Raw genomic sequence first — 22422 nt, forward strand, 5'->3', positions numbered from 1 at the left:
ATCCCCCATTCGCGCGCTAGCTGCGAGGGTGACCCGATCAGCATCAGATGTTCGACCGACTCCGTCTCAGGACGGGAAACGCATCAGCGCAGAGTACGCCGCAACCTCGTCGGCGATCAGTCGCCAAACGACCGTCTTACCTATCCCGACTGGTTAGGTCCCCGTATAGGAGTCCAGTTAGCATGGGCGGAACTGCTCAGCATCAAGTTGGAATTGACGTAAGCCCGGGACGTCGTCGGCAAGCTCTTTTCTTAGATTCCAGCGACGACGTACTACCGTGTGCCTCATGACCGTATGGATAGTCGCCTCAAAGCACGCCACCTACAGGAGCGAGGATGCCTTCCGAGAACTCGAGGAGGTGAACTGGAGTGAGACGCAGTCGGCACACATCGCCCTCGGCGACGTCGTCTACCTTTACATCACGAGGCCGGTTTCGGCGATCGGCATCAAGTGTTCCGTGACGGCGGTCGGCCTTTTGGAGCTGGATATTGACGACCGGGACTATTGGGTAGACGAAAAGGAGATGATCGAGCTCAGGCAGCGCCGCACCTGGATGCGACTCAAGCGAATAACGGTGTTCAGCGACGAACAACGTGCTCAGCTGAGGGGCGCGGTGCTTGAACGGTACGGATTGGGCGGTGGGCGCGTGCAAGGCCGACAGCGCGCAACGAATGAAATCCTCGCCTACATTGAGTCGGTCGAGCAGGGAGGAACAATCACGGGCGACGACGCAATCGCCGAGGCGGGCGAGTTCGAGCCGAACGAGGTCGCACGCTTTGCGGACCAGATCGCGCGAGGCGATTATGCTGTGCACGACCAAATCGTCCCCGCGAAGACTCGCGGCAGTGCGCAACGAGCATTCGCCGAAGCGGTCAAAAGCAATTACAACAGGCGCTGCGCAATCACAGGTATCTCGACGCAAGAGTTCCTAGTCGCATCGCACATCGTGCCGTGGAGTAAGGCACCAGGGATCAGGCTCGACCCGAGCAACGGGATCTGCCTGTCAACCTTTGTGGACCGGGCGTTCGACGTGGGATTTCTCCAGATCGGAACTGATTACATTGTTCGGATTGACTGGGTGAAGGTTGGGGATGACCAAGCGCTAAAGGATGCGCTGGAGCCCTTCGATAGCCAGCGCGTGGTGATGCCCACGCGCGACGTGCCACAGCCGGACTACCTTCGGCAACGCCTTACGAGCGAGTTCACCACTGCTCGATAGCCGGTCCCTCGAAGCTCATCCTCCAGTTGGAGGCGTAGTGTGCGCCAGTATTACAGCGAACAATGGGCGTTTGACCCGGCGGTAAAGATGTACGGAAAGGTGCCGTATGCGTACACCCTGGGGGGTCTACCGCCTGCCCGCCGTCCAATCAAAGGATCCTTCCCTGGGAGGGACTAGATGCCTCGGCGAGGACCACGCTGGGTCACCATCTGCAGGGGCTACGGCCTCTGACCGTGGTCTCAGCAATGTGTCTCACCTCGGTTCCTCTCGACAGAGCAAGATACAGCCTTTAGTGAGATCGACGGAACCTGGTGGTTAAGAGTGTCAAGTAGGCGAGAGTTCGCGCTCCGACGGGACACGGCGCGGCGCGGCAGGTAGGGCTCCTATCGTCCATCGGGCGGAGCGCGGTGTCTTTCCGAGCCGCTGCAGCGCCAGCTCAAGCCATCGCAGGTTCAGGCTGGGTTGGGTGGGTTGGGTGGGAGAGTGACCGATTTCGGGTGTAGCGTGCCGGCTGGCAATAGGTGGTAGGTCAGACAGCGCGAATGCCGGGTGTCAATCATCTCGCCGCAACCTACGCCGATGGGTTGGCTGTGACGATCGTTGGATCATGAAGCGCGCGGTTTGCCCTGATGGGACCGCCGCGTGTGCTTCGGCATAGCTAGCTGCCAGTATTTTGTCGCAACACCGGCCTACTCTGTGACGGTGGAGAAAATCGATGGGGGAGTAGCGCGGCAGGAATTAGCCGAAGGGCTCTACGAGACGCTCGTTACTCGCTCACTCTCAGAGCGCCTAGTTGGTCTGCCTGAACTCGAAGCAACAGTTGAGCCGCTTAGCGAAAGCGATGCGCTTGTAGCTGTATCTCGGTACGTAACCAGGGAGTTGAGTGTTGCGATGTCGAGAGCAAAGCCCGATGCCCGACTTGCGCTAGCCAATCAACTTCTAGAGGTACTTTCATCCAGCGATGCATTTGATCAGGGCCCGTCGCAGCTTTTGTCGCTACACAAGCCCGAGTCAGTGAAGCGACGCGACCTGCGGCGACCCGCGACGGCGCTCTCCGACTCAGCGCTCTTGACGAACGGCAGAGTTGAACCGAACTTGGCCGCGGAGCTGCGCGCTGAGATGGAGTCTGCCAATACCGTCGACCTTCTCTGTGCCTTTGTTCGGTGGACCGGGCTCAGGCTTCTCCACCCGGCTCTCGAGCGTTTGGCCGAGCGTGGGGTGAAGCTTCGCGTCATAACGACCACCTATATGGGCGCTACTGAACGCCGAGCGATTGACGAGTTGGTGAATCGATACGGCGCCGAGGTCAAGATCAGCTACGAATCGCAAGCGACACGGTTGCATGCAAAGGCGTGGTTGTTCCGTCGCAACACCGGTTTTGACACCGCCTACGTGGGCAGCTCGAATTTGAGCAAGGCAGCTTTGGTCGACGGGCTGGAGTGGAACGTGCGCCTCAGCTCCGTCGCCACGCCAGATCTCCTCAAGAAGTTCGAGGTGACCTTCGATAGCTACTGGGCACAGCGCGCCTTCCAGTCCTACGACCCTGAGCGGGACGGCGACAAACTTGATGCGGCGCTCGAACGCAACGGTGGTCGCCGCACCGGTGCACCGAAGGCCGAAACCGGGCTTGAGGTAGAGCCGTACCTGCACCAGATCGAGATGCTCGAGGATCTCGAGTCTGAACGACTCAAGGGCCACTCGCGGAACCTCATGGTCGCGGCAACTGGCACCGGCAAGACCGTCATCGCCGCCCTCGATTATCAGCGTCTCTGCGAAGCAGCGGGTCGACGTCTCAAGCTGCTCTTCGTGGCCCACCGGCAGGAGATTCTGAAGCAAGCGCTGAGTACCTATCGCACCGTGATGCAGGACGGTGCGTTTGGCGAGCTCTACGTGGGAGACAACAAGCCTACGCAGTGGAACCACGTCTTCGCATCGGTGCAATCGCTCGCCTCGCGCGGAGTTGAAGCGCTGGAACCAGATTCCTTCGAGGTTGTCGTTATCGACGAGTTCCACCACGCGATGGCGCCGAGCTATCGCCGCATCATCGACCATCTCCGCCCTCAGCAGTTACTCGGGTTGACGGCCACTCCTGAGCGGGGTGACGGGGTGGACGTGGCGCAACAGTTCTTCGATGGTCGGACTGCGAGCGAACTTCGCCTTTGGGATGCTTTGGATGCTGACCTCCTGGTGCCGTTTCATTACTTCGGTGTGTCAGACGACGTCGACCTCAGCCAGTTGGAATGGAAGCGCGGCAACTACGACGTTGCGCAACTCAACCGCCTCTACACGGGTAACGACACCCGCGCAGCGAAAGTAATCCGAGAACTGCTCGACAAGGTCACCAATACCGATGACATGCGCGCGCTCGGGTTCTGCGTATCAATTCAGCACGCGCACTACATGGCGGAAGTATTCAATCGGGCGGGGATTCGCTCGCTTGCTGTCGATGGTGGTACCGACGAGGCCGCGCGAGCGCTCGCCCTCGCGCAGTTGCGAGACTCCGCGATCAACTGTCTGTTCACCGTTGATCTTTTCAACGAGGGCCTCGACCTTCCGCAGGTGGACACGGTGCTCCTCCTGCGTCCAACACAGAGCTCCACGGTCTTCCTCCAACAACTTGGCCGTGGACTTAGAAGAGCTGAAGGGAAGTCTGTACTCACCGTATTGGACTTCATCGGCCAACAACGTCGTGAGTTCCGGTTCGACCTCCGGTACCGAGCCCTCACCGGTTACGGACGGAAGCAACTCGAGAAAGCGGTGGAGGACGAGTTCCCATACCTTCCGTCGGGATCGCAGATCATCCTCGATCGTGTTGCTCAGAAGGTCGTCCTCGACAACATCAGGTCCCAACTGCGGTTCAATCGATCACAACTCGTTCGGGACATCGCTTCCTACGGCGAGACGAACTTGGCTTTGTACCTCGAGAAGTCCGGCAATGATCTTAAGCAGCTGTATCGGAACACGAAGGATTCCTGGACCGGATATCTCCGTCAGGCCGGCTTGATCGGCTCTCTCGCGGAAGCCGGCACAGAGCAGCAGATCCCCGAACTTTCCGGTCTAAACGAGCGAAAGCTCCTTGATCGGATGGTGCGCTTCCTGCACGTCGATGATCCCGAACGCGGAGAGGCGTACGTGAGGCTGGTCGATCTATCGTGCCCGCCCTATGCTGACCTCGGTCCCCGTGAGCAGACTTTCGCACGAATGCTGTTCTACACGCTCTGGAGCGACGGCGGCGGATTCAGCACGTACGACGCAGCCCTTAGCCACCTTCGCCAATTTCGCTTCGTGTGCAGCGAGATTCAGCAGTTGATTGAGCTTGGGGTGGCGACGTCGCGGTACGCGGGTAAAGGACTCGGCTTAGGGTTGCAGCACATTCCACTTTTGTCACATGCGACCTACCGTCGAGAGGAAATACTCGCCGCGCTGAGCTACGGTTCCCTCGAAGCGGGGAAGAAGGTGCAGCACCGCGAGGGCGTTGCCTGGTGTCCTCAAACCTCGACGGACGCCTTTTTCGTCACGCTCAATAAGGACGACAAGAATCATTCAGCGTCGACGATGTACAAGGACTACGCAATTAGCTCTGAGCTATTCCACTGGGAATCGCAGAATGCGACGTCGCCCTTAAGCCCGACTGGGCGACGGTACCTCGACCGGAAAGGGCCGGGGTCTCATGTTCTGATCTTCACGCGTCCGACCGCAGAGAATGAGACCGGGCTTGCTGTGCCGTACACCTGCCTCGGCGCGGTGGACTATGTTCAGCACTCGGGTGAAAAGCCGATCGCGATCACCTGGAAGCTGCACCGACCCATGCCGGCAGATGTGTTTGCAGAGGCAGCAGCGGTGGCGCAATAAATCCCGCCCTGACTGGTGACGCACACCGGATCTTGTGCGAACCAGCATCACACCAATGTCACTAGCCAGAACTTATGCTTCGAGCTTAGTGCGGCGAACGACTACCTAGGAGAAAAATGCGAGGAAAGGCAACGTTCAGTGGGGTTGACGAACGGATTCAAGGTGGTTGGACCGTTTATTCTATCTCGGATCCCAATGCTCTAACCCAAGTAGTGGGATGGTTAAAGTTCACGTGCGAGGCAGGTGTTGTTCTCTATCGCGGGCAGTCGCAGCTTTACGATGATATGACGGCAACGGGCTTTCGCTCACTGACTGAAAACAGTCATGCAGACTACGCAGAAAAATTGAAGGATTACATATCCTCGATATACGGGCAGGACTGCGCCTGCCGTCATAATAAGAATTTCTCGAGTTTGCATTTATGCAATGAGCAGTCTCAGTTTGTCAAGGACAACCCGAATGCGCTGGTGAGTGGGACTTATCGGGCTGTTGTTGAGCCTCTACTTCAGCATTACGGGCTGAAAACGCGTTGGCTGGACGTTGTGGATAATATTTGGATTGCCCTTTGGTTCGCATGTCATCAGCAAATTACGGAGGGAAGATACGCGCATCATCGAAGGCGGTCCATCGCCCAGGAAGGGCCAGACGCGAAAGCATATATCGCAGTATTCGAAACTGGGTCTATCGACCCCACTTCCGTGCCTGGCTATCGAGTCGGGCCTTCAACGAGATTTGTTGACCTTCGCTATGCGGTTCCATCAGTGTACCTACGACCTCACGCGCAGCATGGGGCACTCATAGCACCTTCTCGACTAGATAGTGGCGGAGTGCCGTTTGGATCTATGAAGGAACAGGTTGTTGGTGTGGTTGAGATTAAACTAGGTGACGCGCTCGAATGGTTAGGCACCGGGGCGATGACGTCAGGCCATGTGCTCTTTCCTCCTGCCACTCGCGATCACGGGTATCGCCGCTTGCTTGATTGGAACTCACCGCCGCACGAAAAGCTTGGTCACGTAACCCAGTTTGGGCCTGGGAACTAGGGACAAAAGGTCGTGCGGTTGCAAGGTTGCTTGCGGTAAGTCGTATCCTCAGGTTCTGGGAAACTACGGAACCTGAGGTTCACGGCGGCCCGCTATCCTGCAGCTTCGAAGTGGGGAAAGTCTCGTACCGCGAGTTTTGTTATTCGCACGAGCCTAAAGTAATTTGCTCGCTGACGATTCGATAAGCAAATCACCCGCTCGCAGTACTCGGATAGAGTGGTTGGGGACCCGCCGGATCAACTCTTTGATGATGCTCTCCGCCCACGACCGGGTCATGTTCGTGGCGACGAAGATTGGTCCGTGCTGGGTCCTAATAGTCCTCGCCTTAGTGGAAGGATTTAGATGGTTTCGTTCGGTGGAGATTGCTCCTTCGATGGAAACCAAATCAACACCACCGAGGTTCGCGACTAATTTCGCAGTTTCACGAACTGCACTTGCCGCGGTCAGAAGCCGCGACGGTCGCTTAGCGACTTCGACAGTGTAGATCGCAAACTTTCCGCGGACTCTGCGCAAGCGGAGGCGGAGAAACTGCTTTCGATCCTCCCCCAATGCAGTCTCTACATATGTGTCCGTGAAGGTTGCCAGCAATTCATCATCCAACCTTCTAACTCCGCTTGTGTCGCTTGGGTAGTCCATGAGTCGGGCAACTTGGCCCTGTTCGAGGTTCACGAGCGCAGCCTCGAGCTCGCCAACTGTTGAGACCCGCAATTGTTCAAGATGGGTCAGTAGCTCTTCTACAGCTCCCGTCTGCCCGGTGTCGTAACCTGGAAAGCGGGCTGTTATGACATCCCGAAGCGCTTCCTCATCAAGAGGGCGAGGATCATCGTATTCAGCAAGATCGTCATCGATGTCGTCCCCCTCTTGCTGCGCCAAAGGAGGTTCACGGTCGACCGGTTGCGGTAGTTCCTGCTCTCCAATGAAAACTCTCGCCTCGATACGTTCGAAAATCTCGTCCATATATCTCCGCATGCCACCCGCTTCAATAAACCATTGATTTATCTGGCCTTTACCGTCGTCGGAGAGCTCTTGGTAAGCCCCGGATTTGTAGCGAAGATCGTGTTCGTACTCGGCCCAAGCGTGACCGGCTACGCTCCTAATCTGGATTTCAAGCCCGCGGTATTTCTCGAAATATTTACCAAGGGCACCATAGCGAGCGCGTTCATCTTGCTTCTTAAGACTCTTAATGACTAAGTGTTCGCTGTCATATCCGTTGTGTTTCAGATCGCCGGGGTTGACGCGCTCGATTACTTCTGCGTGGTTCTCAATGAGATCGGCAAGATCGTTCCTGGTTCGAGTCGTGAATACTATGACCCGTGCGGCAACGCAGTCATGAATCTGAGTAGCAGGGTCAGAATATTTACGCGAGCCATCTTCAAGTTCCTTCTCAGACTTATTCTGGTAAGAAGAAAGGCTTTTGGCGCGAGACTCGATCGTGTGCAGATTTATGCTCCCTCTTCGGGCAAGTTCCTCGAGGTACCGGCGGATGTCCTGTGCGGCCTCGGTAAGAACAGACTGATCCTGCGCGTAATCCCAGAGGTGACTGGGTATGACTGTGTGATCACGATCGGAACCGGCCGCTTTGGACTCGTCGCTTGTGGTATCACTCATGGGGCTATGGTTGCACAGCAGATTACTGATGTGATCTCGCAACGAGGAACCTGTCTACGCCGCAGCATCCTCTTGGCGGATAAGCGCGGCGATTGCAGCGCTCGTCCGCTAGGAGAATTGGTAGGCACTGTGCCGCACTTTGCACTCGGCCCGCTATCCTGAAGGCCCGTGCGCAGCGTCGCGCCGGGTTGCAGGAGACAGGTGCCGTACATGCCGCAGCTTCCCACGCCGAACCAGAGCCAGAATCGCCCGAGTGAGACCCCGCTCTCGGAGCTCGACCGCATCACCGAACGTGCCGGCGACCTCGCCGGTCAGTTCGAACTGGTCCCGCTCCTCGAACGGGTCCTCGGGCACGCCGTCGCACTCCTCGACTGTGAGAGCGGCTCCATCTCGATAGTCCATGAAGCCGAGGGGTACTACCGCAAGGAAGTGGATCAGGGCGTCGGGTGCCACCAGGGCCAGACTTTTCCACTGACCGAGGGTCTGACCGGCCGAATCGTCGCCACGCGCGGAACGGTCATTCTCGACCGCTATGCGTCCGTGCCCAACGGCCACATTGACCCCGCTGACCCACGCTGGGGGAGCGCCGTCATCGGAGTGCCTATCGCGTGGGACGGGGCCATCATCGGCACGTTCGCGATCTTCAGCGGTGGCCCGGACCGCAACTTCACCGCAGCAGACGCCTCCCTCGTGGAACTCTTCGCCAACCACGCCGCCATCGCCATCATGAACTCCCGGCTCCACCAGGCCGCCGCAGCAAAGGCGCGCGAGGCGGCGGTCGCGGGTGAACGCGAACGGGTCGTTCAAAGCGTCCACGAGACCATCGGCCGGTCGCTCGGCTCACTCCTGCTGCACCTCGACCGGGCCGACAGGGCGACGCCGGGCGGATCGCACTCCATCCAGCACATCGACTCCGCCCGCGTGCTCGCGCACGAGGCGCTTTTCGAGACCCGACGTTCCGTGCTGGGCCTCGCACCGTCCAGCCTTGCCGGCAGTACTCTCGAAGAGGCAGTACGTCGAGAACTCGATCGTGTAGGCAGCAGTTACCCCATCGACCTGACGCTCCTCGTGACCGGCGAACCGCACGAACTAGCGCCCGTCGTCGCCCACCAGCTCTTCATGATTATCCAGGAAGCTGTGGCCAACGTCGTCGCCCATGCCCGAGCCACCACGTGCCGAGTAGGCATCTTCTACGACACCACCGGCATGACCGTGGTGGTCGAGGACAACGGGCGCGGCTTCGAGCGCCCGGACATCGCGAGTGATGCAGTAAGCGTGCAGTGCAGCCGGCTTGGCCTCCATGGCATGGTGGCCCGCGCCCACTACCTCCGGGGTGAACTTCATGTCGATTCGACGCCGGGCTGGGGGACCAGCATTCGCGCGCAGGTGCCCTACTCCTCCAACGGCGATGCCTCCCGGGAGCGCTGGAAGGTCCTCGTCGCCTGCGCCCAACCGCTCGTCCGGGCCGGGCTCGTGCGCCTGCTCGAAACTTCCGAGCCGTCCGTCCATGTGCTCGGGGAACTCGCCACCCTCGAGGACCTCACCGAAGCGGTGTCCCTACTGCAACCGGACATGATCGTCCTCGACGAGCACCTGCTCGGCCAGTACGCCGAGGCCAAAGTAACCAGTGGGGACACCGTGGAGCGGCCCGTGGTCGCCGTCGTCGACCATCCAACCGACGAGCAGTTGGCGGCAGCGGCGTCGTCGGGGGTGCGGGGGTTCCTCTCGCTGTCCTCGACACCCGCCGAGGTGGCGCGCGTCGTCGTCGCCGCTGCCCGCGGCGACGCCCTGCTGGACGGGGCGATGTTCACCCGACTCGCCGAGACCCGGCAGACAGCCGAGCCCGTGTCGACCGTCGCTCACCTCACGGTCCGCGAACTGGAGGTGCGCGACCTGCTCGCCGAGGGGCTGGCAGACAAGCAGATTGCCACGCGCCTCGGGATCTCCGTCAAGACGGTGGAGAAGCACGTGGGCGCGATGCTCCGGAAGACCGGCGCCCGCAACCGCACCATGCTCGTGACCCTGCAGCAGGACACGTCTCAGGCGACCGCGAACCCCACGTAGGCGCCCGCGCCCGTCCTCAGCCTGTGAACTGAGGCGTCACCAGCACGCTCGCCAGGTGTGCAGCTCGGAGGATGGTTACGACGACCTGGCGGCGGTGGCGTCGAGGATGAACCGGGCTGTCTCCTGCGGCTGGTCCCAGTGCGGGAAGTGCCCGCAGTCCTCGAAGACGTGCAGGGTGGCGTCCGGGTAGAGAGACATGGCGACGGCGGCCTCACTGAGCGGGGTAACCCTGTCCGACCGGCCCCAGCCGAATGCCAGCGTGCCCTTGATCGTCCCCCGGGGCGCGCCTGCCTGGCGCGGCCCGTGCGCGAGTGACTTGCGCGCTTCGTCAAGACTGGGCGAGGTGGCGAATCCGCGGAGCTCCGTCAGGACGAGGTCCGGGTCGAGCTTCCAGGGGGCCGCGGAGAACTGGGCGAGCAGCGCCGTCCGGCCCGCAGCCTGCTGGACGAGTGACGGCAGGACGGGCTGGAGGCGCCGTACCAGTGCAATGGACGCGGTGATGCTGGCGTTGAAGATGCGCACCTGGGTGTCGTTCCAGAATCCTCCGGGATCGAGGGCGACGACGTTGCCGGCGTGACCCCGCCGCGCCAGCTCGACCACGATCCGCGCACCCATCGAGCTTCCGACGATATCCGCATCGCGCAGGTTCTCCTGCTCGAGGAATTGCTCGACGGCGTCCGTGAGGGTCGCGATGGTCACCTCGCCCGCGAGCGGCTCGCTGCCGCCGAACCCGGGGAGGTCGACAGCGATGACCTCGCGCTGTTTCCGCAGCAGGGGGAGGACGGGGTCCCAGGTGCGGACGCTCGAGCCGAGCCCGTGCACGAGGACGAGTGGCTTGCCGGTGCCGGTTCGTTCGGTCTTCAACATGTAAAAGCCTTCCGTAGCCAGCGCGAGGACCCAGTCTATGCGGGCACACATCGCTGCAGCCGATCCCCGCGGTGGCGAGGGGATTCTTCTGTGAGAATGGGCGCATGAGCCAGGCAGAGATCCGCCACCACCAGGAGTCCGTCACCATCCAGGCATCGGTGGAAAACATCTACGATCTGGTCTCCGACATCACCCGCACCGGCGAGTGGAGTCCGGTATGTACCCAGTGCTGGTGGGAGGACGACAACAACGCAGGCGAGATCGGTGCCTGGTTCACGGGGCGCAATGAGCTTCCGCACCGTACCTGGGAGACCCGGTCGCAGGTCGTGGCCGCGGAGCGCGGCCGTGAGTTCGCCTGGGTGGTCGGCGGCGATCGGGTTCGCTGGGGCTACACGCTGACGCCGGCCGGCACCGGGACCACCGTGACTGAATCCTGGGATTTCCTGCCGGGTGGCATCGCCATGTTCGAGGAGAAGTTCGGGGACGATGCGCCCGCGCAGATCATCGATCGGACCCAGCAGGCGCTCGACGGCATCCCGCAGACGCTCGCCGCCATCAAGCGGATCGCCGAGTTCAGCACGAAGCCCCCGCCTCTGCGCCAGGCTCAGTAGGCGGCCGCGCCCGCTGTGGCTACTTCCTGGTCCTGCTCGATGGTGCCAGTGGAGACGCCGATGGCGCCCATGATGCTGCCGTCCCGCACCAGCGGGATGCCGCCGGGGAACACCGCGAGCCGGCCGCCGTGGGCGTCGCTCAACCCGTAGATGGGACCGTCCTGCCGGGTGACACCCTGCAGGTCACCTGTCTCGCACTGGAACGCGATGGACGTGTAGGCCTTGTTGATCGAGATGGTGATGCTGCCGATGTTCGCTCCGTCCATCCGCACGTGCGCCTTCAGGTTGCCGCCGGCGTCCACGATGGCGATGTCCATCGGCTGGCCGATCTCCGTGGCCTTCGCCGCGGCGGCGTCGATGACACGGCGGGCTTCCTCGGCGGTGATGGTCTCGAGCACTGATCCCTGGGGCATGGGGTGTCCTTCGTCGTCGAAGTCAAAGAAGAGGTGGCCGGAGCGGCCGCGCTCCACTCAACCACCGAAGCCCGCGCTTGACGAGGTGGTGATTACCCCCAGGGGGAGGGGAGGGGAGGGATACCACCCATTCCGGTGTGCCCGATGCCCGCCTAGCGTGGGCAGGAGCCTATCCAGGAGGAATTGTTGTGGGTGTTGTACCCCTGAAGGACATCGTTGATCCGGCATTCCAGGCGCGCTACGGGGTGCCCGCGATCAACATCTTCAATGACCTGACCATGGAGGCCGTGCTTGCCGGGGCCGTCGAGGCCAACTCGCCGGTGATCCTGCAGACCTCGGTCAAGACCGTGCGCAGCATCGGCTCCCGCGTGCTGTTCGACATGTGGCAATCGATGACGCGCGGTATCGAGGTGCCCGTCACCCTGCACCTGGACCACTGCCCGGACCGGGACGTCGTCACCGAATGCCTGAAGGCCGGCTGGAACTCCGTGCTCTTCGACGCCTCCAACCTCCCGGTCGAGGAGAACCAGCGCCAGACCGTCGAGGTCGTCGCCGAGGCCCGCAGCTACGGTGCCCAGGTGGAGGGAGAGATCGAGGCCATCACCGGCGTCGAGGACGACCATGGGTCCGACGAGGTCTCCAAGCAGCAGAGCCTCGACGTGGCGCTCGCGTTCATCGACGCCACCGGGATCGACGTCTTCGCCCCCTCGATCGGAAACGCCCACGGCAGCTACAAAGCCGCACCCGTGCTCGACGTCGAACGCGTCACGCAGATCGTGGAGGCACGCAACGTGCCCATTGCCCTGCACGGCGGCAGCGGCCTGAGCCCCGAGCAGTTCGCCGACCTCATCGCCCGCGGCTGTGCGAAGGTCAACATCTCCACGGCCCTCAAGGAGACGTACATGCAGTCCAGCCTTACGTTCCTCAAGCAAGCCGAGCAGAACAACAAGTGGGACCCGCCGTCGCTGTTCAAGCACACCCGGGCCGACATCGTCGCGATGGTCACCGACCTCTGCGGACAGTTCGGCAGCGCGGGCAAGGGCGGCCGCTGACCATGCCGGCCCTGATCTTCGACTGCGACGGCGTGCTCGCCGACACCGAACAGTACGGCCACCTCCCCGCCTTCAACCAGACCTTTTCCGACTTCGGCGTCCCCGTGCAGTGGAGCGTCGAGGAGTACGCCGAGAAGGTGAAGATCGGCGGCGGCAAGGAGCGCATGCGCAGCATCCTCACACCGGCGCTCGCGCTGGAGCTGGGCCTGAATGACGGCGCCGCCATCGACGCCGCGATCCTCTCCTGGCACAAGCGCAAGACTGAGGTCTACAAGGGACTCGTCGAGAGCGGCCTCATGCCCGCGCGGCCCGGCATCGCGCGCATCGTGCAGGAAGCGCACGACGCCGGGTGGACGCTCGCCGTCGCCTCCACCTCTGCGGAACCCGCGGTGCGCGCCGTCCTGACGCACGCCGTCGGGGATGATCTGGCCGCGCACTTCTCCGTCTTCGCCGGCGACGTGGTGCCCGCCAAGAAACCGGCACCGGACATCTACCTGCTGGCCCTGTCGGAACTCGGGGTGTCGGCCGATGACGCGATCGTCGTCGAGGACAGCGGCAACGGGCTGCGCGCCGCCGTCGGAGCCGGGCTCAGGACCGTGGTGACCGTCAGCGGCTTCACCCGCGAGGAGGACTTCACCGGCGCGTCGCTCGTGGTCAGCTCCCTCGGGGACCCCGACGGTGAGCAAGCCGAAGTCCTCGCCGACCCGTACGATGCCGGCCCGTCCGGCGTCGTCACCCTCGCGACCCTGCATTCGCTGCTGTCCGCCCCTGCCCCTTCGAGCACAACCCAAGAGACGGAGACCCCATGAGCGCCACCGACCTCGCCGACGTCGAATACGTCGTCCACTCCCTGGCACAGACCGCCGTCCTCAAGGAGAAGGAGTTCGGTGACCTCGATGCCGTGGTGGGCGACGGCGACCTCGGTTACTCCCTCGCCCGTGGCTTCGAGAAGGTCCTCGCAGATTGGGACTCGTTCAAGCGCGACGACGTCGCCACCTTCCTGCAGCAGATCGCGCTCGCCATCTCCAGCAGGATCGGCGGGACCTCCGGGCCGTTGTGGGGGACGGCATTCCTGCGGGCCTCTGCGGCAGCGAAGGCGGTGGACACGATCGACGGCGCCGCCGTCGTCGCCATGCTGCGCGGAGCCACCGACGGCATCAAGGCCCGCGGCAACGCGGACCTCGGCGACAAGACCCTGCTCGACGCGCTGATCCCGGCGACCGATGAGCTCGAGCGGCAACTGGCGGCGGGTGCTTCCCCGGAGGAGTGCCGTGCGGCCTTCGCGGCGAAGGTCCGCGAGTGCGCGGATGCGACGTCGACCCTCGAGGCTCGACGCGGCCGCGCCAGCTACAGCGGGGAACGCAGCATCGGTTCCCCGGACGCCGGGGCGGTGGCGGTCGCGATCATCGCGGAGCGCATCGTCGCCGACTGGCCCTGAACGTACTGCTAGCTCAACTCATCCCTACTCACAACGACGTGGAGCCCTCATGAAGAAGTTCGTCAATGATCCGCAGCAGTTCGTCCCGGAGATGCTCGAAGGCCTGGCGCTCGCGAACCCGGACACGCTGAAGTACGTGCCCGAGTACAACCTGATCATGCGTGCCGACGGTCCGGACCAGAACAAGGTGTCGATCGTGCAGGGCTCCGGGTCGGGGCACGAGCCGGCGCACGTGATGATCGTGGGCAGAGGCATGCTGGACGCCGCCTGCCCGGGTGACGTCTTCGCCGCACCCCCGTTCGACTACGTGTACGAGACGACCAAGCTCATGGCGTCGCCCAAGGGTGTCCTGCTGCTCGTGAACAACTACACGGGCGACAAGATGGTGTTCGAGATGGCGCAGGAGATGTCCTCAGCCGAGGGCATCGAGGTGAAGACGCTGTTCATCAACGACGACGTCTCCGTGGAGGATTCGACCTACACGATCGGCCGCCGCGGTGTGGCCGGCAACTTCTTCGTCATCAAGGCCGTGGCCGCAGCGGCGGAGCGCGGAGCGGACCTGGACGAGGTCATCCGCATCGGCGAGAAGGTGAACTCCGTGACCCGGACGATGGGTGTCGCGCTGACCGCGTGCACCCCGCCGGCGAAGGGCAGCCCGCTGTTCGAGCTGGGCGAGGACGAGATCGAGATGGGCGTGGGCATCCACGGCGAGCCGGGACGGCGCCGAGCGAAGATGATGCCCGCCAACGAGATCGTCGAGGAGCTCCTCGGCCCGGTGGTGAAGGACCTGCCGTTCGGCGACGGCGACCGCGTGGCCCTCATGGTCAACGGCCTGGGCGGCACGCCGATCAGCGAGCTGTACCTGCTGTACGGGCAGGCGCACAAGCGCCTCGCGGAGCAGGGCATCAGTGTGGGTCGCAGCTATGTGGGGGAGTACTGCACCTCCCTGGACATGGCCGGGGCGTCCATCACCCTGGTGAGGCTCGACGACGAGATCGAGTCGCTACTCATGGATCCGGCGGAGATCCCCATCCGCGTGTTCTAGATTCACAGCGTACGACGGCTGGTCGCTCACCTCGGTGGGCGGCCCGCCGTTTTTCGGCAGGCATCCAAGGTGTCGTTGACCATCACGACCGATGAAAAGATGTAGCCTGACGGCGAGCTCCCAGGGTCTGACGGTTGGAGCGAACATCGAATCATCTCTATGGGGGCACTCCTTGGATCCACTCGGCGGCATGAGCCTCGGCGCCCTGCACATCTTCACCTGGATTGCACCTGCCGTCGTCGTGCTGGTGGCGGGTGTCCTGCTTCGGCGCAGCTTCCATTGGATCGCGGTCGGTGCCGTTCTGCTCTTCGCCGCACTCAACGCGGCTGCTGGGATCTACGTGCTGAACCACTTCAGTGAGCCGAGGTGGTCGCCGGAAGGAAATGCACCCTTGGATGCTCCGTCGCTCTCCGAGACGCCGATGGTGGGGGAGTTCCTGGTGCCACTGGACTCCGCATTGGAAGGAGTAGTCGGCGGGGTGAACGACTTCCGGGCGTTCCAGCAGGCCCTCCCCATAGCGCTGGACTTCCTTGCCGCGTCCGGGTGGGCCTTGCTGGTGTCAGTCCCGCTGGTCATTCTTGCCGCGTTCGTCAATTTCGCCAGAGCTCGACGACGGAAGGCTGAATTCACGAAGTATCGTGCCACTGTCGAGTCGCTCAAGGACGAGCTCGAGCAGGTCAAGCGTCAGATCGCGGCCGGGTACCCCACCCATCCAGCACGTTCCGTGGACGCAGAGGCTCACCGTCTGACGAGCCCGGAGGCCTGGACCTGATTGTGTGTTCGGGCCGGCCCGGTTGCCGGTGGCTTCGGCCTGCTACTGCCCCTCCCGGGGATCGGGACAGCCACCGACGGGACCACTCCGTGGGCGGGCCGCGGCGTTGAGCAGCGTGACCACTTCGTCGTCGTCGGTTGCTGAGAAGTCGTTGTAGTAGCAGCCCACTGCCTCGAATCTCCGCGGTGAAACCAGGCTCACGATTTCGTCCGCCTCCGTGAAGGAGGCCACAGTCGATGCCGGCGCGACTGGTACCGCCAGGATCACCCATGCCGCGCCGAGTTGCTTGGCCACCTGGCACGCCACCCGCCCCGTGGAGCCGGTGGCCATGCCGTCGTCCACGACGACGACGATTCGCCCGTGGACATCTGTCCGGATTCGTCCCTGCCGGTACCGGGTCCGGCGCTCCTCGAGGAGCTGGCGTTCTTTCGTCTCGATCGTTTGCAGGTCCTCCTCCGTGACATCAGCCTGGGAGAGGATGTGCGCATCGAGGACCCGGGTGCCGCCCTCCCCAATGGCCCCCATGGCAAGCTCTGGCCGGAACGGAACCCCCAGCTTCCGCACCACGACCACATCCAGTGGCGCACCAAGGGCTTTCGCCACCTCGAAGGCAACCGGAACACCGCCACGGGGCAGTCCCAGCACCACCACGTCCTGACCCCGTAGCCCTGCGAGCCTTTGCCCTAACTGCCGTCCGGCGTCGGTCCTGTCCACGAAGGTTCTGGACTTTTTGCTCGGCACGCTGAACTCCTCGGGTGGTTGGTGCTCCTGTCCGGCGTCTTCACCCTTCACCGTGGTTCACAGCGTGTCGGGAATGACACGTCCCGGAAAGAGCGTGGCGTACTGCTTCCGATAGAGCCTGCGCCCTACGAGGCGGTAGGCGAGACGGACCGGCGGCGGGATCTCCTTGAAGAACTCCTCGCGCTCGCCGGGCGGATTCGTGGCCAGCACCATCCCGAGGTAACCGACCAGGAACTTCTTGTCGAACGTCTCCACCCCGTGCTTCCCGATCTCCTTCCCCTCCTTCTCGGTCATCACTCTGTCCACAGCGGGCATCACTTCGGTGACCTCACGGCGCAGGTGCACCTGGAGGACGGTCGACAGCTCCTCGTACCGATCAGCGAGGTCCGCTCGCACGCCTGCATCGGCTGTCTCCATCCAGCGCAGGCGAACCGGCTCGATGCTCTCGAGCCGTTGAGTGACCTGTCTGTGCTGCTCGAGCATCAGCTCGACGTGCAGCGCGCACCTCGGTGCTCTTTCGGCCAGCCGCGGGTACATGAGAAGGTCCTCGCCTTCATGATGCACATGGAACACCTTGTCGAAATTCCCCAGTACCTCGCCGATGTAAGTGGCGCGGTCGGTGTCGCCCGGCTCGACGGATCTCACCAGGTAGGGCGCCTCGCCGTACGCCCACAGGAAGAAACGGTGGATACGCCGCATGGTCGCCGATCCGGTGCAGAGAATGGGCCCTGACGGCACTGGCGCTGCGGTCTCGCCGGGTCTCATCGTGAAGAAGTCGGTCATGGGATTGCCCCTCATGGAATTGGTCGAGACCAAGCTCCTCCCCGGGAGGATCATAGGCTTCGACCCCGCTCTCGACAATGGCTGGGCAGCACTCTTCGGCACCAAGGCTGAGGGCGTTGAGCAAAGGGCGGGCAACCTCAATGAAGCTCCTTTATCCGCAGCTTCCAGACGGAACAGCTGCGAATCCCCGCCGTGCGGATCCACGGTCACTAGGCTTCGGTGGCTGCGGCGCGGATGCGGGAGTCGAGCCTCGTCGAATCATCCAGGATCGTGTCCCCATCGACCCGGGGATTGCACGTGGCCGGTGAGGGAGGATGAGGTCATGGAAATTGATGCCCCGTCACCGTCAATGATTGCGCGACTCCTGGAAGAGATTTTTTGGGAGAAGGCCGTGAAGTATCGAAAGGGCGGCCGTGGGATGGAGAACGTCCTGACGGCGGAGGTGCTCATCGCACTGGACCTCCTACCGAGGAGCCACTTCTTCGCTGCTGTCATCGACTCATGCTCGGGGGCCGCCAGCGCCAGGGATCGACTGGTCGAGCATGCTGAAGTAGCGGACATGTCACTTCTACCCGGGGACATGTCGGTGAACCCACTGGGCGCGGCAGCGAGAAGCTTCATCGTGCAGCCTGATGCAGTGATCTCCACACCGGATGTCTTCGCCTTCGTCGAGGCGAAACGCATTCGGACCAGCGCCTTCCAACCGTAGCAACTTGCGCGGGAATACGTGGCTGTAATGACCAACGCAGGTGATCGGCTACCATTCCTGTTCCTCTTGGGTGTCGAACCACCCCTGTCGGTCAAGGGGCTCGGCAAGATGACGCTGCACGAAGCAATTCGGCTGTACCTTCCGGCTGTCCTTGAGCGCGCGGGAAACACCGGTTTCTCGGAGGATGATCTGATGTTCAGGATCGACGACGTCGTGTGCTGGATTTCATGGGCGACCCTGGCTTCGACCATCAAATCGCAGATGGAATCGTTCTCGTGCGGAGATCCAAGCACCGATGCTGCTGTGCAGCGGCTGGGAAACCAGGTGACGAGCGCGATTGCATGGCATTCATAGCGGGTTGAGTCGGGGCGCCATCAGGCGAGAATGATGCCCGCCAACGAGATCGTCGAGGAGATGATCGGCCCGGTCGTGAAAGACCTGCCGTTCAAGGAGGGCGACCGCGTCGCGCTCATGATCAACGGACTCGGCGGCACCCCGATCAGCGAGCTGTACCTGCTGTACGGGCAAGCGCACAAGCGCCTCGCCGAGCAGGGCATCCGCGTGGGCCGCAGCTATGTGGGGGAGTACTGCACCTCGCTGCACATGGCCGCCGCATCCATCACGCTCGTGAGGCTCGACGACGAGATCGAGTCGCTGCTCATGGACCCAGCGGAGATCCCGATTTGGGTCTACTAGGTTCCAGTTCGCGACGGCGGACGCTCACGGTTTGGTGGGCGTCCGCCGCTGTAAGTGATTTGCTTGGGTCTCGCGCGACACGACTTCGCCCGTTGCTCAGTCGATGAAGCTGACCCGGATTCCCAACGAACCGCATAGCCCAGTGAGCATTGCTCGGGTGTTGTCGGCAGCCTGTTGTCGAAGCTCCGACTCCTCTGCCGCGGAAACCATTCTTGATTCGGCGTCCTGGTAGAACTGCGACTGCTCAGGCAACTCGATCGCATCAGCCACCCGTTCAAACACGCCGCGATCCTGCGCGAACAAGTAGGACCGGCTCTGGTCGAGGTTGGGTTTATCGAGTTGGGGCTCTGGCACCCGCATCTTCACCGAGTCTCCGTCGTCCGACACAACGATGTCCCGCTCGGTAAGGCCGGACAAGTCGACGTAGGCGTCAACAGTTCCCGCTGCAACAAATAGCGTCCGTCGTCCGGCGACGAAATCAGGTAACCATGCGACATCGTCCTCGACATCGAGCAACACCTCGAAGTTACCCATCGCCGCGTGGTACTCGCCGATGTCTTCAATCGACGTCAGCAGGGTGGGCTGGCTTCGATCGATCCGCTCTGTTTGGAACAAGCCAAACCCATATATATTTCCGACCCCGATTCCGGCCAGAACCAGAACAGTTGCGCAGGTCACCGTCAAAGCCGCGCGCTTCAGTAGCTTGATAATATCCGTCCCCTTCGAGCTGCCGAAACGCCTGAGGGTCGTTCCTGCTCTATCCACCTATCGACGGACGCAGAGCGGCCAATCGCGGCCTCAGTCTAGCGCGAATGTGCAACCAGCTGAGGCGCGAGTGCCGGGCTTGTATCAGGGGCTGATATTACATGGACGGGGTTGCTCCCAGATACGGGTGAAGTCATCTCTCACAAGGGGCCACACCAGTTGGAAGCCCTCTCCCACGGAGGTCACGCTGCTGGAGAGAGGCAGGAACAAAACGAACTCGTGCGGAATGACTCTACCGGCTGCATCACGCCTGTTCTCCGGATCCAAAAACCGAAATGCGACAGTGTCTGCAGTTGCACGAAAAGCTTCTGCTCCGTGCTCGATGCCGGAAAAGGCGGCTTCGTAGGCCTTGAGGGGACTTGGTCGATTTGCCGAGCGGAGGAATCGAAAACCCCAGTCCCTCCCGCGTGTTGCCCATAAGAAGTCGATTTGCTCTTGGGTTGGACCGCCATCAGCTTTCACGTGCGGCTCCGCAGAAGAACACGCCCCGCTTCACCCTCATCCAGCTCAAGCTGGAAACCGGTCAGCGTTTCAGTAAGAAAATCATGCTTTCCGCTCGCTTCGACATGTAGATCCTTGACTTTGTCGCCAGCGAGATCAAGCACGACCTGTATGAGATTGGGACTTACGAGACGGGCTATAGGACCGAGCGGGCCAGCTGCTCGCACGAGGAAGGTGGGTAGCTTCACCTGAGCCAGCAAGGCGGCCAGAGGTGTGGCCACTTGCAGCAGATGTTCCGCTACTGCTCCCCCTTTTCGCGCTGCAAAGGCCCACCTCACATAGCGAGAGAAGGGAAGCATAGCCGCTATGGGCAGCATCAGATCCAGCCCGACTCGCTTAGCTATTTCAATCTTGCCAGGTTCAAACTCAGCCGAAGAGAGAAGTACAAAATCATCTCCTACCGAAAGGGCTTCGGGGGCTTCCACAAACGATGCGATCACGCTTTGCAGCTTGTTCAACTCTGCTCCGGCTTTTTCCACGAGCATGTCTTGGAAGTTGACCACGTCCATATTCGGCAGTAGGTCCGCCTTCGAAAGGGCCATCAACCAAATCCGAGGAAACTTCACCAGCGGCTTGCTGTCCTCCAAGAGGTTGTCACGAACCTTCAGTAGCTGAGTGCTGAGGTTCGTCAGAAGCGCTTTGAGGTAGCGTTCCTCCTCGCCGGCGTTGTCGAGAAGCTTTTGGCCGTCTACTAGTACGAGCGCCACATCGGAACCCAGCAGTGAACGAAAAGTGTCTATCCTGCGTTTTTCTTCTTCAGGCTCGGTCGGGTCCTCTTCAAACCACTCGCCGGGGTAATCGTGCCACACCAAGCGCAGTTCTTCAGCGGCGTGCTTTTTTGCCTTCGCGGCCGCTCCGGGCTTGCGCTTGATCGCGAAAGCGTATGACGTTGCAGAGAACCTGTTGGTCATCGGAAGTGCTGCTGAGTTTTTCATGCCCAGGTAATTCTGATGTAGCAGCCGACCTTGAGCGCTGTCCCCGGCAAGAACGTCAAACCGTTCAGTGCCGGAGAGCAGGCCCTCCAACGCTAGGCCGTAAAACGATGACAGGAGTACCGTCTTTCCGCTTCCGCTTTCCCCGAATACTGCAATCTGCTGCTCTCGTGCGACCTTATTCAGAATCATAGGACGAACTTACGGCACAACAGAGTGTTTTGCGGACGAGAGTCCCAACTCGTGTCAACGGATCACCCCTGGGATGGTTCTCCGTGTGGCCCGAATTTCCTTGATGCGGCGTGGAGAGCCCGTCTCGTACGCACTAGCTGTTCATCGGATGTCACGACGGCGCACTGCAAGCGCCCACTGCAGCTCAAGAGAACACTTAGGGCGTCTTTCCGCCAAGCACGTCCACGTGCACGTGATCGAGGTGGCGCAAGATTTCGTTCGCCGGCGTGGGCGCGTCGTAAGGGTGCCACCCGCCCCTCGCCAGCCGTGCGCTCCAAAACTGGTCGTCAAAAATGACGTACTGGATGTTCAGACCCTCGGCGTGGGCGACTAGCCACTGCGCGAGTACCCACCCCTCCCGCCGGTTCTCCTCGGTCACGGGTCGGAAGAAAATGTCGATGGCCCGCCCGTCGTAGTGCGTGGAGTCGCCGCCGTGCCCGGAACCGACACCGCCGGGCTCGAAACCGCCGAGGCTCTGCTCGCCGAACACCTCAGCCATAGCCGTCCGCACCTGCTCGGCGCGCGGAGTCAGGCCCGACGGGGTCAGCTCCTCCACTCGGAGTTCCGAATCTACGGAGCCCTTACAGGTCAGGACCGGCCCGGCGTCGCTTGCTGGGCCGTCAGTCAGGGCCTGAAGGGCGGCTTCGTCGAGGCTCGAGCTTTCCGCGGGCTCTACGCCACGGGCCCGAAGCGCTACTTCCGTCGTGGCTCGTTTCGCCTCAACTCGGCTGAACCCGACCTCTCCGTCCGCAGTGCGCACCACGCACTCCGGACCGGAGAGAAGCGACCCGCCTCCGGTGGCCAAACCGCTGAGGAAGGTCGGCCCCAGGAACACGAGTGCTGAGCCCAGCACGGCGAGGATCAGAACGCCTACGAGCACCTGAATCGGGCGCCGCTGACCGACACGCGCGACGGTGCCGGTCATGGGTAGCCCGTGCCAGCGGACAGCTGGGTGTCGAGGCACGTGGTTCTACCGGTCACCGTCGATTCGCCGACGGCTGCCGCCGCGAAGCTGCTCGTCATGACCGATCCTCCTGTTGTGATGCAGCGCAGCTCCTGGTGCGGAGCGACCTACTGCTCAGG

20 protein-coding genes and 1 pseudogene are annotated in these 22422 nt (G+C 62.1%); 13 read left to right on the top strand and 8 right to left on the bottom strand.

The window, feature by feature from the left end; all coding sequences use genetic code 11:
• Positions 1 to 286: 286 nt before the first annotated feature.
• The 3 genes from ACX80U_RS03795 (at position 287) to ACX80U_RS03805 (ending at position 6111) form a co-directional block, all read left to right on the top strand.
• On the top strand, positions 287 to 1219 hold the full coding sequence (locus ACX80U_RS03795) for an HNH endonuclease (RefSeq protein ID WP_459267475.1): 933 nt from the start codon (positions 287 to 289) through the stop codon (positions 1217 to 1219).
• 891 nt (positions 1220 to 2110) lie between these two features.
• A complete protein-coding gene (locus ACX80U_RS03800) occupies positions 2111 to 5071 on the top strand; it encodes a DUF3427 domain-containing protein (protein WP_459267629.1) in 2961 nt (986 codons plus the stop codon).
• A gap of 116 nt (positions 5072 to 5187) precedes the next feature.
• Positions 5188 to 6111 carry an FRG domain-containing protein gene (locus tag ACX80U_RS03805; protein ID WP_459267476.1) on the top strand — a complete coding sequence of 308 codons (924 nt, stop codon included), beginning with the start codon at positions 5188 to 5190 and terminating at the stop codon, positions 6109 to 6111.
• Between the two features lie 153 nt (positions 6112 to 6264).
• Here ACX80U_RS03805 and ACX80U_RS03810 read toward each other — a convergent pair whose 3' ends face one another.
• Complete coding sequence (locus ACX80U_RS03810) at positions 6265 to 7719, bottom strand: hypothetical protein (protein ID WP_459267477.1); 1455 nt, start codon at positions 7717 to 7719, stop codon at positions 6265 to 6267.
• A gap of 210 nt (positions 7720 to 7929) precedes the next feature.
• On the opposite strand from ACX80U_RS03810, the gene ACX80U_RS03815 reads away from it, so the two are divergent.
• Positions 7930 to 9783 (top strand): hybrid sensor histidine kinase/response regulator, encoded by a 1854-nt coding sequence (locus ACX80U_RS03815; protein WP_459267478.1) that lies wholly within the window; start codon positions 7930 to 7932, stop codon positions 9781 to 9783.
• 75 nt (positions 9784 to 9858) lie between these two features.
• Here ACX80U_RS03815 and ACX80U_RS03820 read toward each other — a convergent pair whose 3' ends face one another.
• Positions 9859 to 10650, bottom strand: coding sequence for an alpha/beta fold hydrolase (locus ACX80U_RS03820; RefSeq protein ID WP_459267479.1), 792 nt, complete (start codon positions 10648 to 10650; stop codon positions 9859 to 9861).
• Positions 10651 to 10754: 104 nt separating this feature from the next.
• Between ACX80U_RS03820 and ACX80U_RS03825 the strand changes: the two genes are divergently transcribed.
• Complete coding sequence (locus ACX80U_RS03825) at positions 10755 to 11261, top strand: SRPBCC family protein (protein ID WP_459267480.1); 507 nt, start codon at positions 10755 to 10757, stop codon at positions 11259 to 11261.
• Here the strand turns inward: ACX80U_RS03825 and ACX80U_RS03830 are convergent.
• The gene (locus ACX80U_RS03830; RefSeq protein WP_459267481.1) at positions 11255 to 11674 is read right to left on the bottom strand and encodes a GlcG/HbpS family heme-binding protein; all 420 of its coding nucleotides are present in this window, start codon (positions 11672 to 11674) and stop codon (positions 11255 to 11257) included. The two genes, ACX80U_RS03825 and ACX80U_RS03830, sit on opposite strands and share 7 nt — an antisense overlap.
• A 188-nt stretch (positions 11675 to 11862) precedes the next feature.
• On the opposite strand from ACX80U_RS03830, the gene ACX80U_RS03835 reads away from it, so the two are divergent.
• The 5 genes from ACX80U_RS03835 to ACX80U_RS03855 all read left to right on the top strand — a co-directional run bounded on the left by ACX80U_RS03835 (position 11863) and on the right by ACX80U_RS03855 (position 15981).
• Complete coding sequence (locus ACX80U_RS03835) at positions 11863 to 12726, top strand: class II fructose-bisphosphate aldolase (protein WP_459267482.1); 864 nt, start codon at positions 11863 to 11865, stop codon at positions 12724 to 12726.
• A gap of 2 nt (positions 12727 to 12728) precedes the next feature.
• Complete coding sequence (locus ACX80U_RS03840) at positions 12729 to 13535, top strand: HAD-IA family hydrolase (protein WP_459267483.1); 807 nt, start codon at positions 12729 to 12731, stop codon at positions 13533 to 13535.
• Positions 13532 to 14164, top strand: coding sequence for a dihydroxyacetone kinase subunit DhaL (gene dhaL / locus ACX80U_RS03845; protein WP_459267484.1), 633 nt, complete (start codon positions 13532 to 13534; stop codon positions 14162 to 14164). Before ACX80U_RS03840 ends, dhaL begins: the two co-directional genes overlap by 4 nt.
• A 49-nt stretch (positions 14165 to 14213) precedes the next feature.
• Positions 14214 to 15209 carry a dihydroxyacetone kinase subunit DhaK gene (gene dhaK / locus ACX80U_RS03850; RefSeq protein WP_459267485.1) on the top strand — a complete coding sequence of 332 codons (996 nt, stop codon included), beginning with the start codon at positions 14214 to 14216 and terminating at the stop codon, positions 15207 to 15209.
• 190 nt (positions 15210 to 15399) lie between these two features.
• Positions 15400 to 15981, top strand: a complete 582-nt coding sequence (locus ACX80U_RS03855) for a hypothetical protein (RefSeq protein ID WP_459267486.1) — start codon at positions 15400 to 15402, stop codon at positions 15979 to 15981.
• Positions 15982 to 16023: 42 nt separating this feature from the next.
• Here ACX80U_RS03855 and ACX80U_RS03860 read toward each other — a convergent pair whose 3' ends face one another.
• Complete coding sequence (locus ACX80U_RS03860) at positions 16024 to 16722, bottom strand: phosphoribosyltransferase (protein ID WP_459267487.1); 699 nt, start codon at positions 16720 to 16722, stop codon at positions 16024 to 16026.
• A gap of 57 nt (positions 16723 to 16779) precedes the next feature.
• Positions 16780 to 17559, bottom strand: a complete 780-nt coding sequence (locus ACX80U_RS03865) for a hemerythrin domain-containing protein (RefSeq protein ID WP_459267488.1) — start codon at positions 17557 to 17559, stop codon at positions 16780 to 16782.
• A 268-nt stretch (positions 17560 to 17827) separates the two neighbouring features.
• On the opposite strand from ACX80U_RS03865, the gene ACX80U_RS03870 reads away from it, so the two are divergent.
• From ACX80U_RS03870 to ACX80U_RS03880, 3 genes and pseudogenes are all read left to right on the top strand, one after another.
• Positions 17828 to 18214, top strand: coding sequence for a hypothetical protein (locus ACX80U_RS03870; RefSeq protein ID WP_459267489.1), 387 nt, complete (start codon positions 17828 to 17830; stop codon positions 18212 to 18214).
• A gap of 27 nt (positions 18215 to 18241) precedes the next feature.
• Complete coding sequence (locus tag ACX80U_RS03875) at positions 18242 to 18568, top strand: hypothetical protein (protein WP_459267490.1); 327 nt, start codon at positions 18242 to 18244, stop codon at positions 18566 to 18568.
• A gap of 18 nt (positions 18569 to 18586) precedes the next feature.
• A pseudogene (locus ACX80U_RS03880) lies at positions 18587 to 18910 on the top strand (dihydroxyacetone kinase subunit DhaK); the annotation flags it as partial.
• Between the two features lie 96 nt (positions 18911 to 19006).
• On the opposite strand, the gene ACX80U_RS03885 reads toward ACX80U_RS03880, so the two are convergent.
• From ACX80U_RS03885 to ACX80U_RS03895, 3 genes are all read right to left on the bottom strand, one after another.
• Positions 19007 to 19675 carry a DUF4230 domain-containing protein gene (locus ACX80U_RS03885; RefSeq protein WP_459267491.1) on the bottom strand — a complete coding sequence of 223 codons (669 nt, stop codon included), beginning with the start codon at positions 19673 to 19675 and terminating at the stop codon, positions 19007 to 19009.
• Positions 19676 to 20133: 458 nt separating this feature from the next.
• Positions 20134 to 21300 (bottom strand): TRAFAC clade GTPase domain-containing protein, encoded by a 1167-nt coding sequence (locus ACX80U_RS03890; protein ID WP_459267492.1) that lies wholly within the window; start codon positions 21298 to 21300, stop codon positions 20134 to 20136.
• Between the two features lie 196 nt (positions 21301 to 21496).
• Positions 21497 to 22264 (bottom strand): hypothetical protein, encoded by a 768-nt coding sequence (locus tag ACX80U_RS03895; protein ID WP_459267493.1) that lies wholly within the window; start codon positions 22262 to 22264, stop codon positions 21497 to 21499.
• Positions 22265 to 22422 lie beyond the last annotated feature (158 nt).

It is taken from the genome of Arthrobacter sp. TmT3-37, from assembly GCF_054510835.1.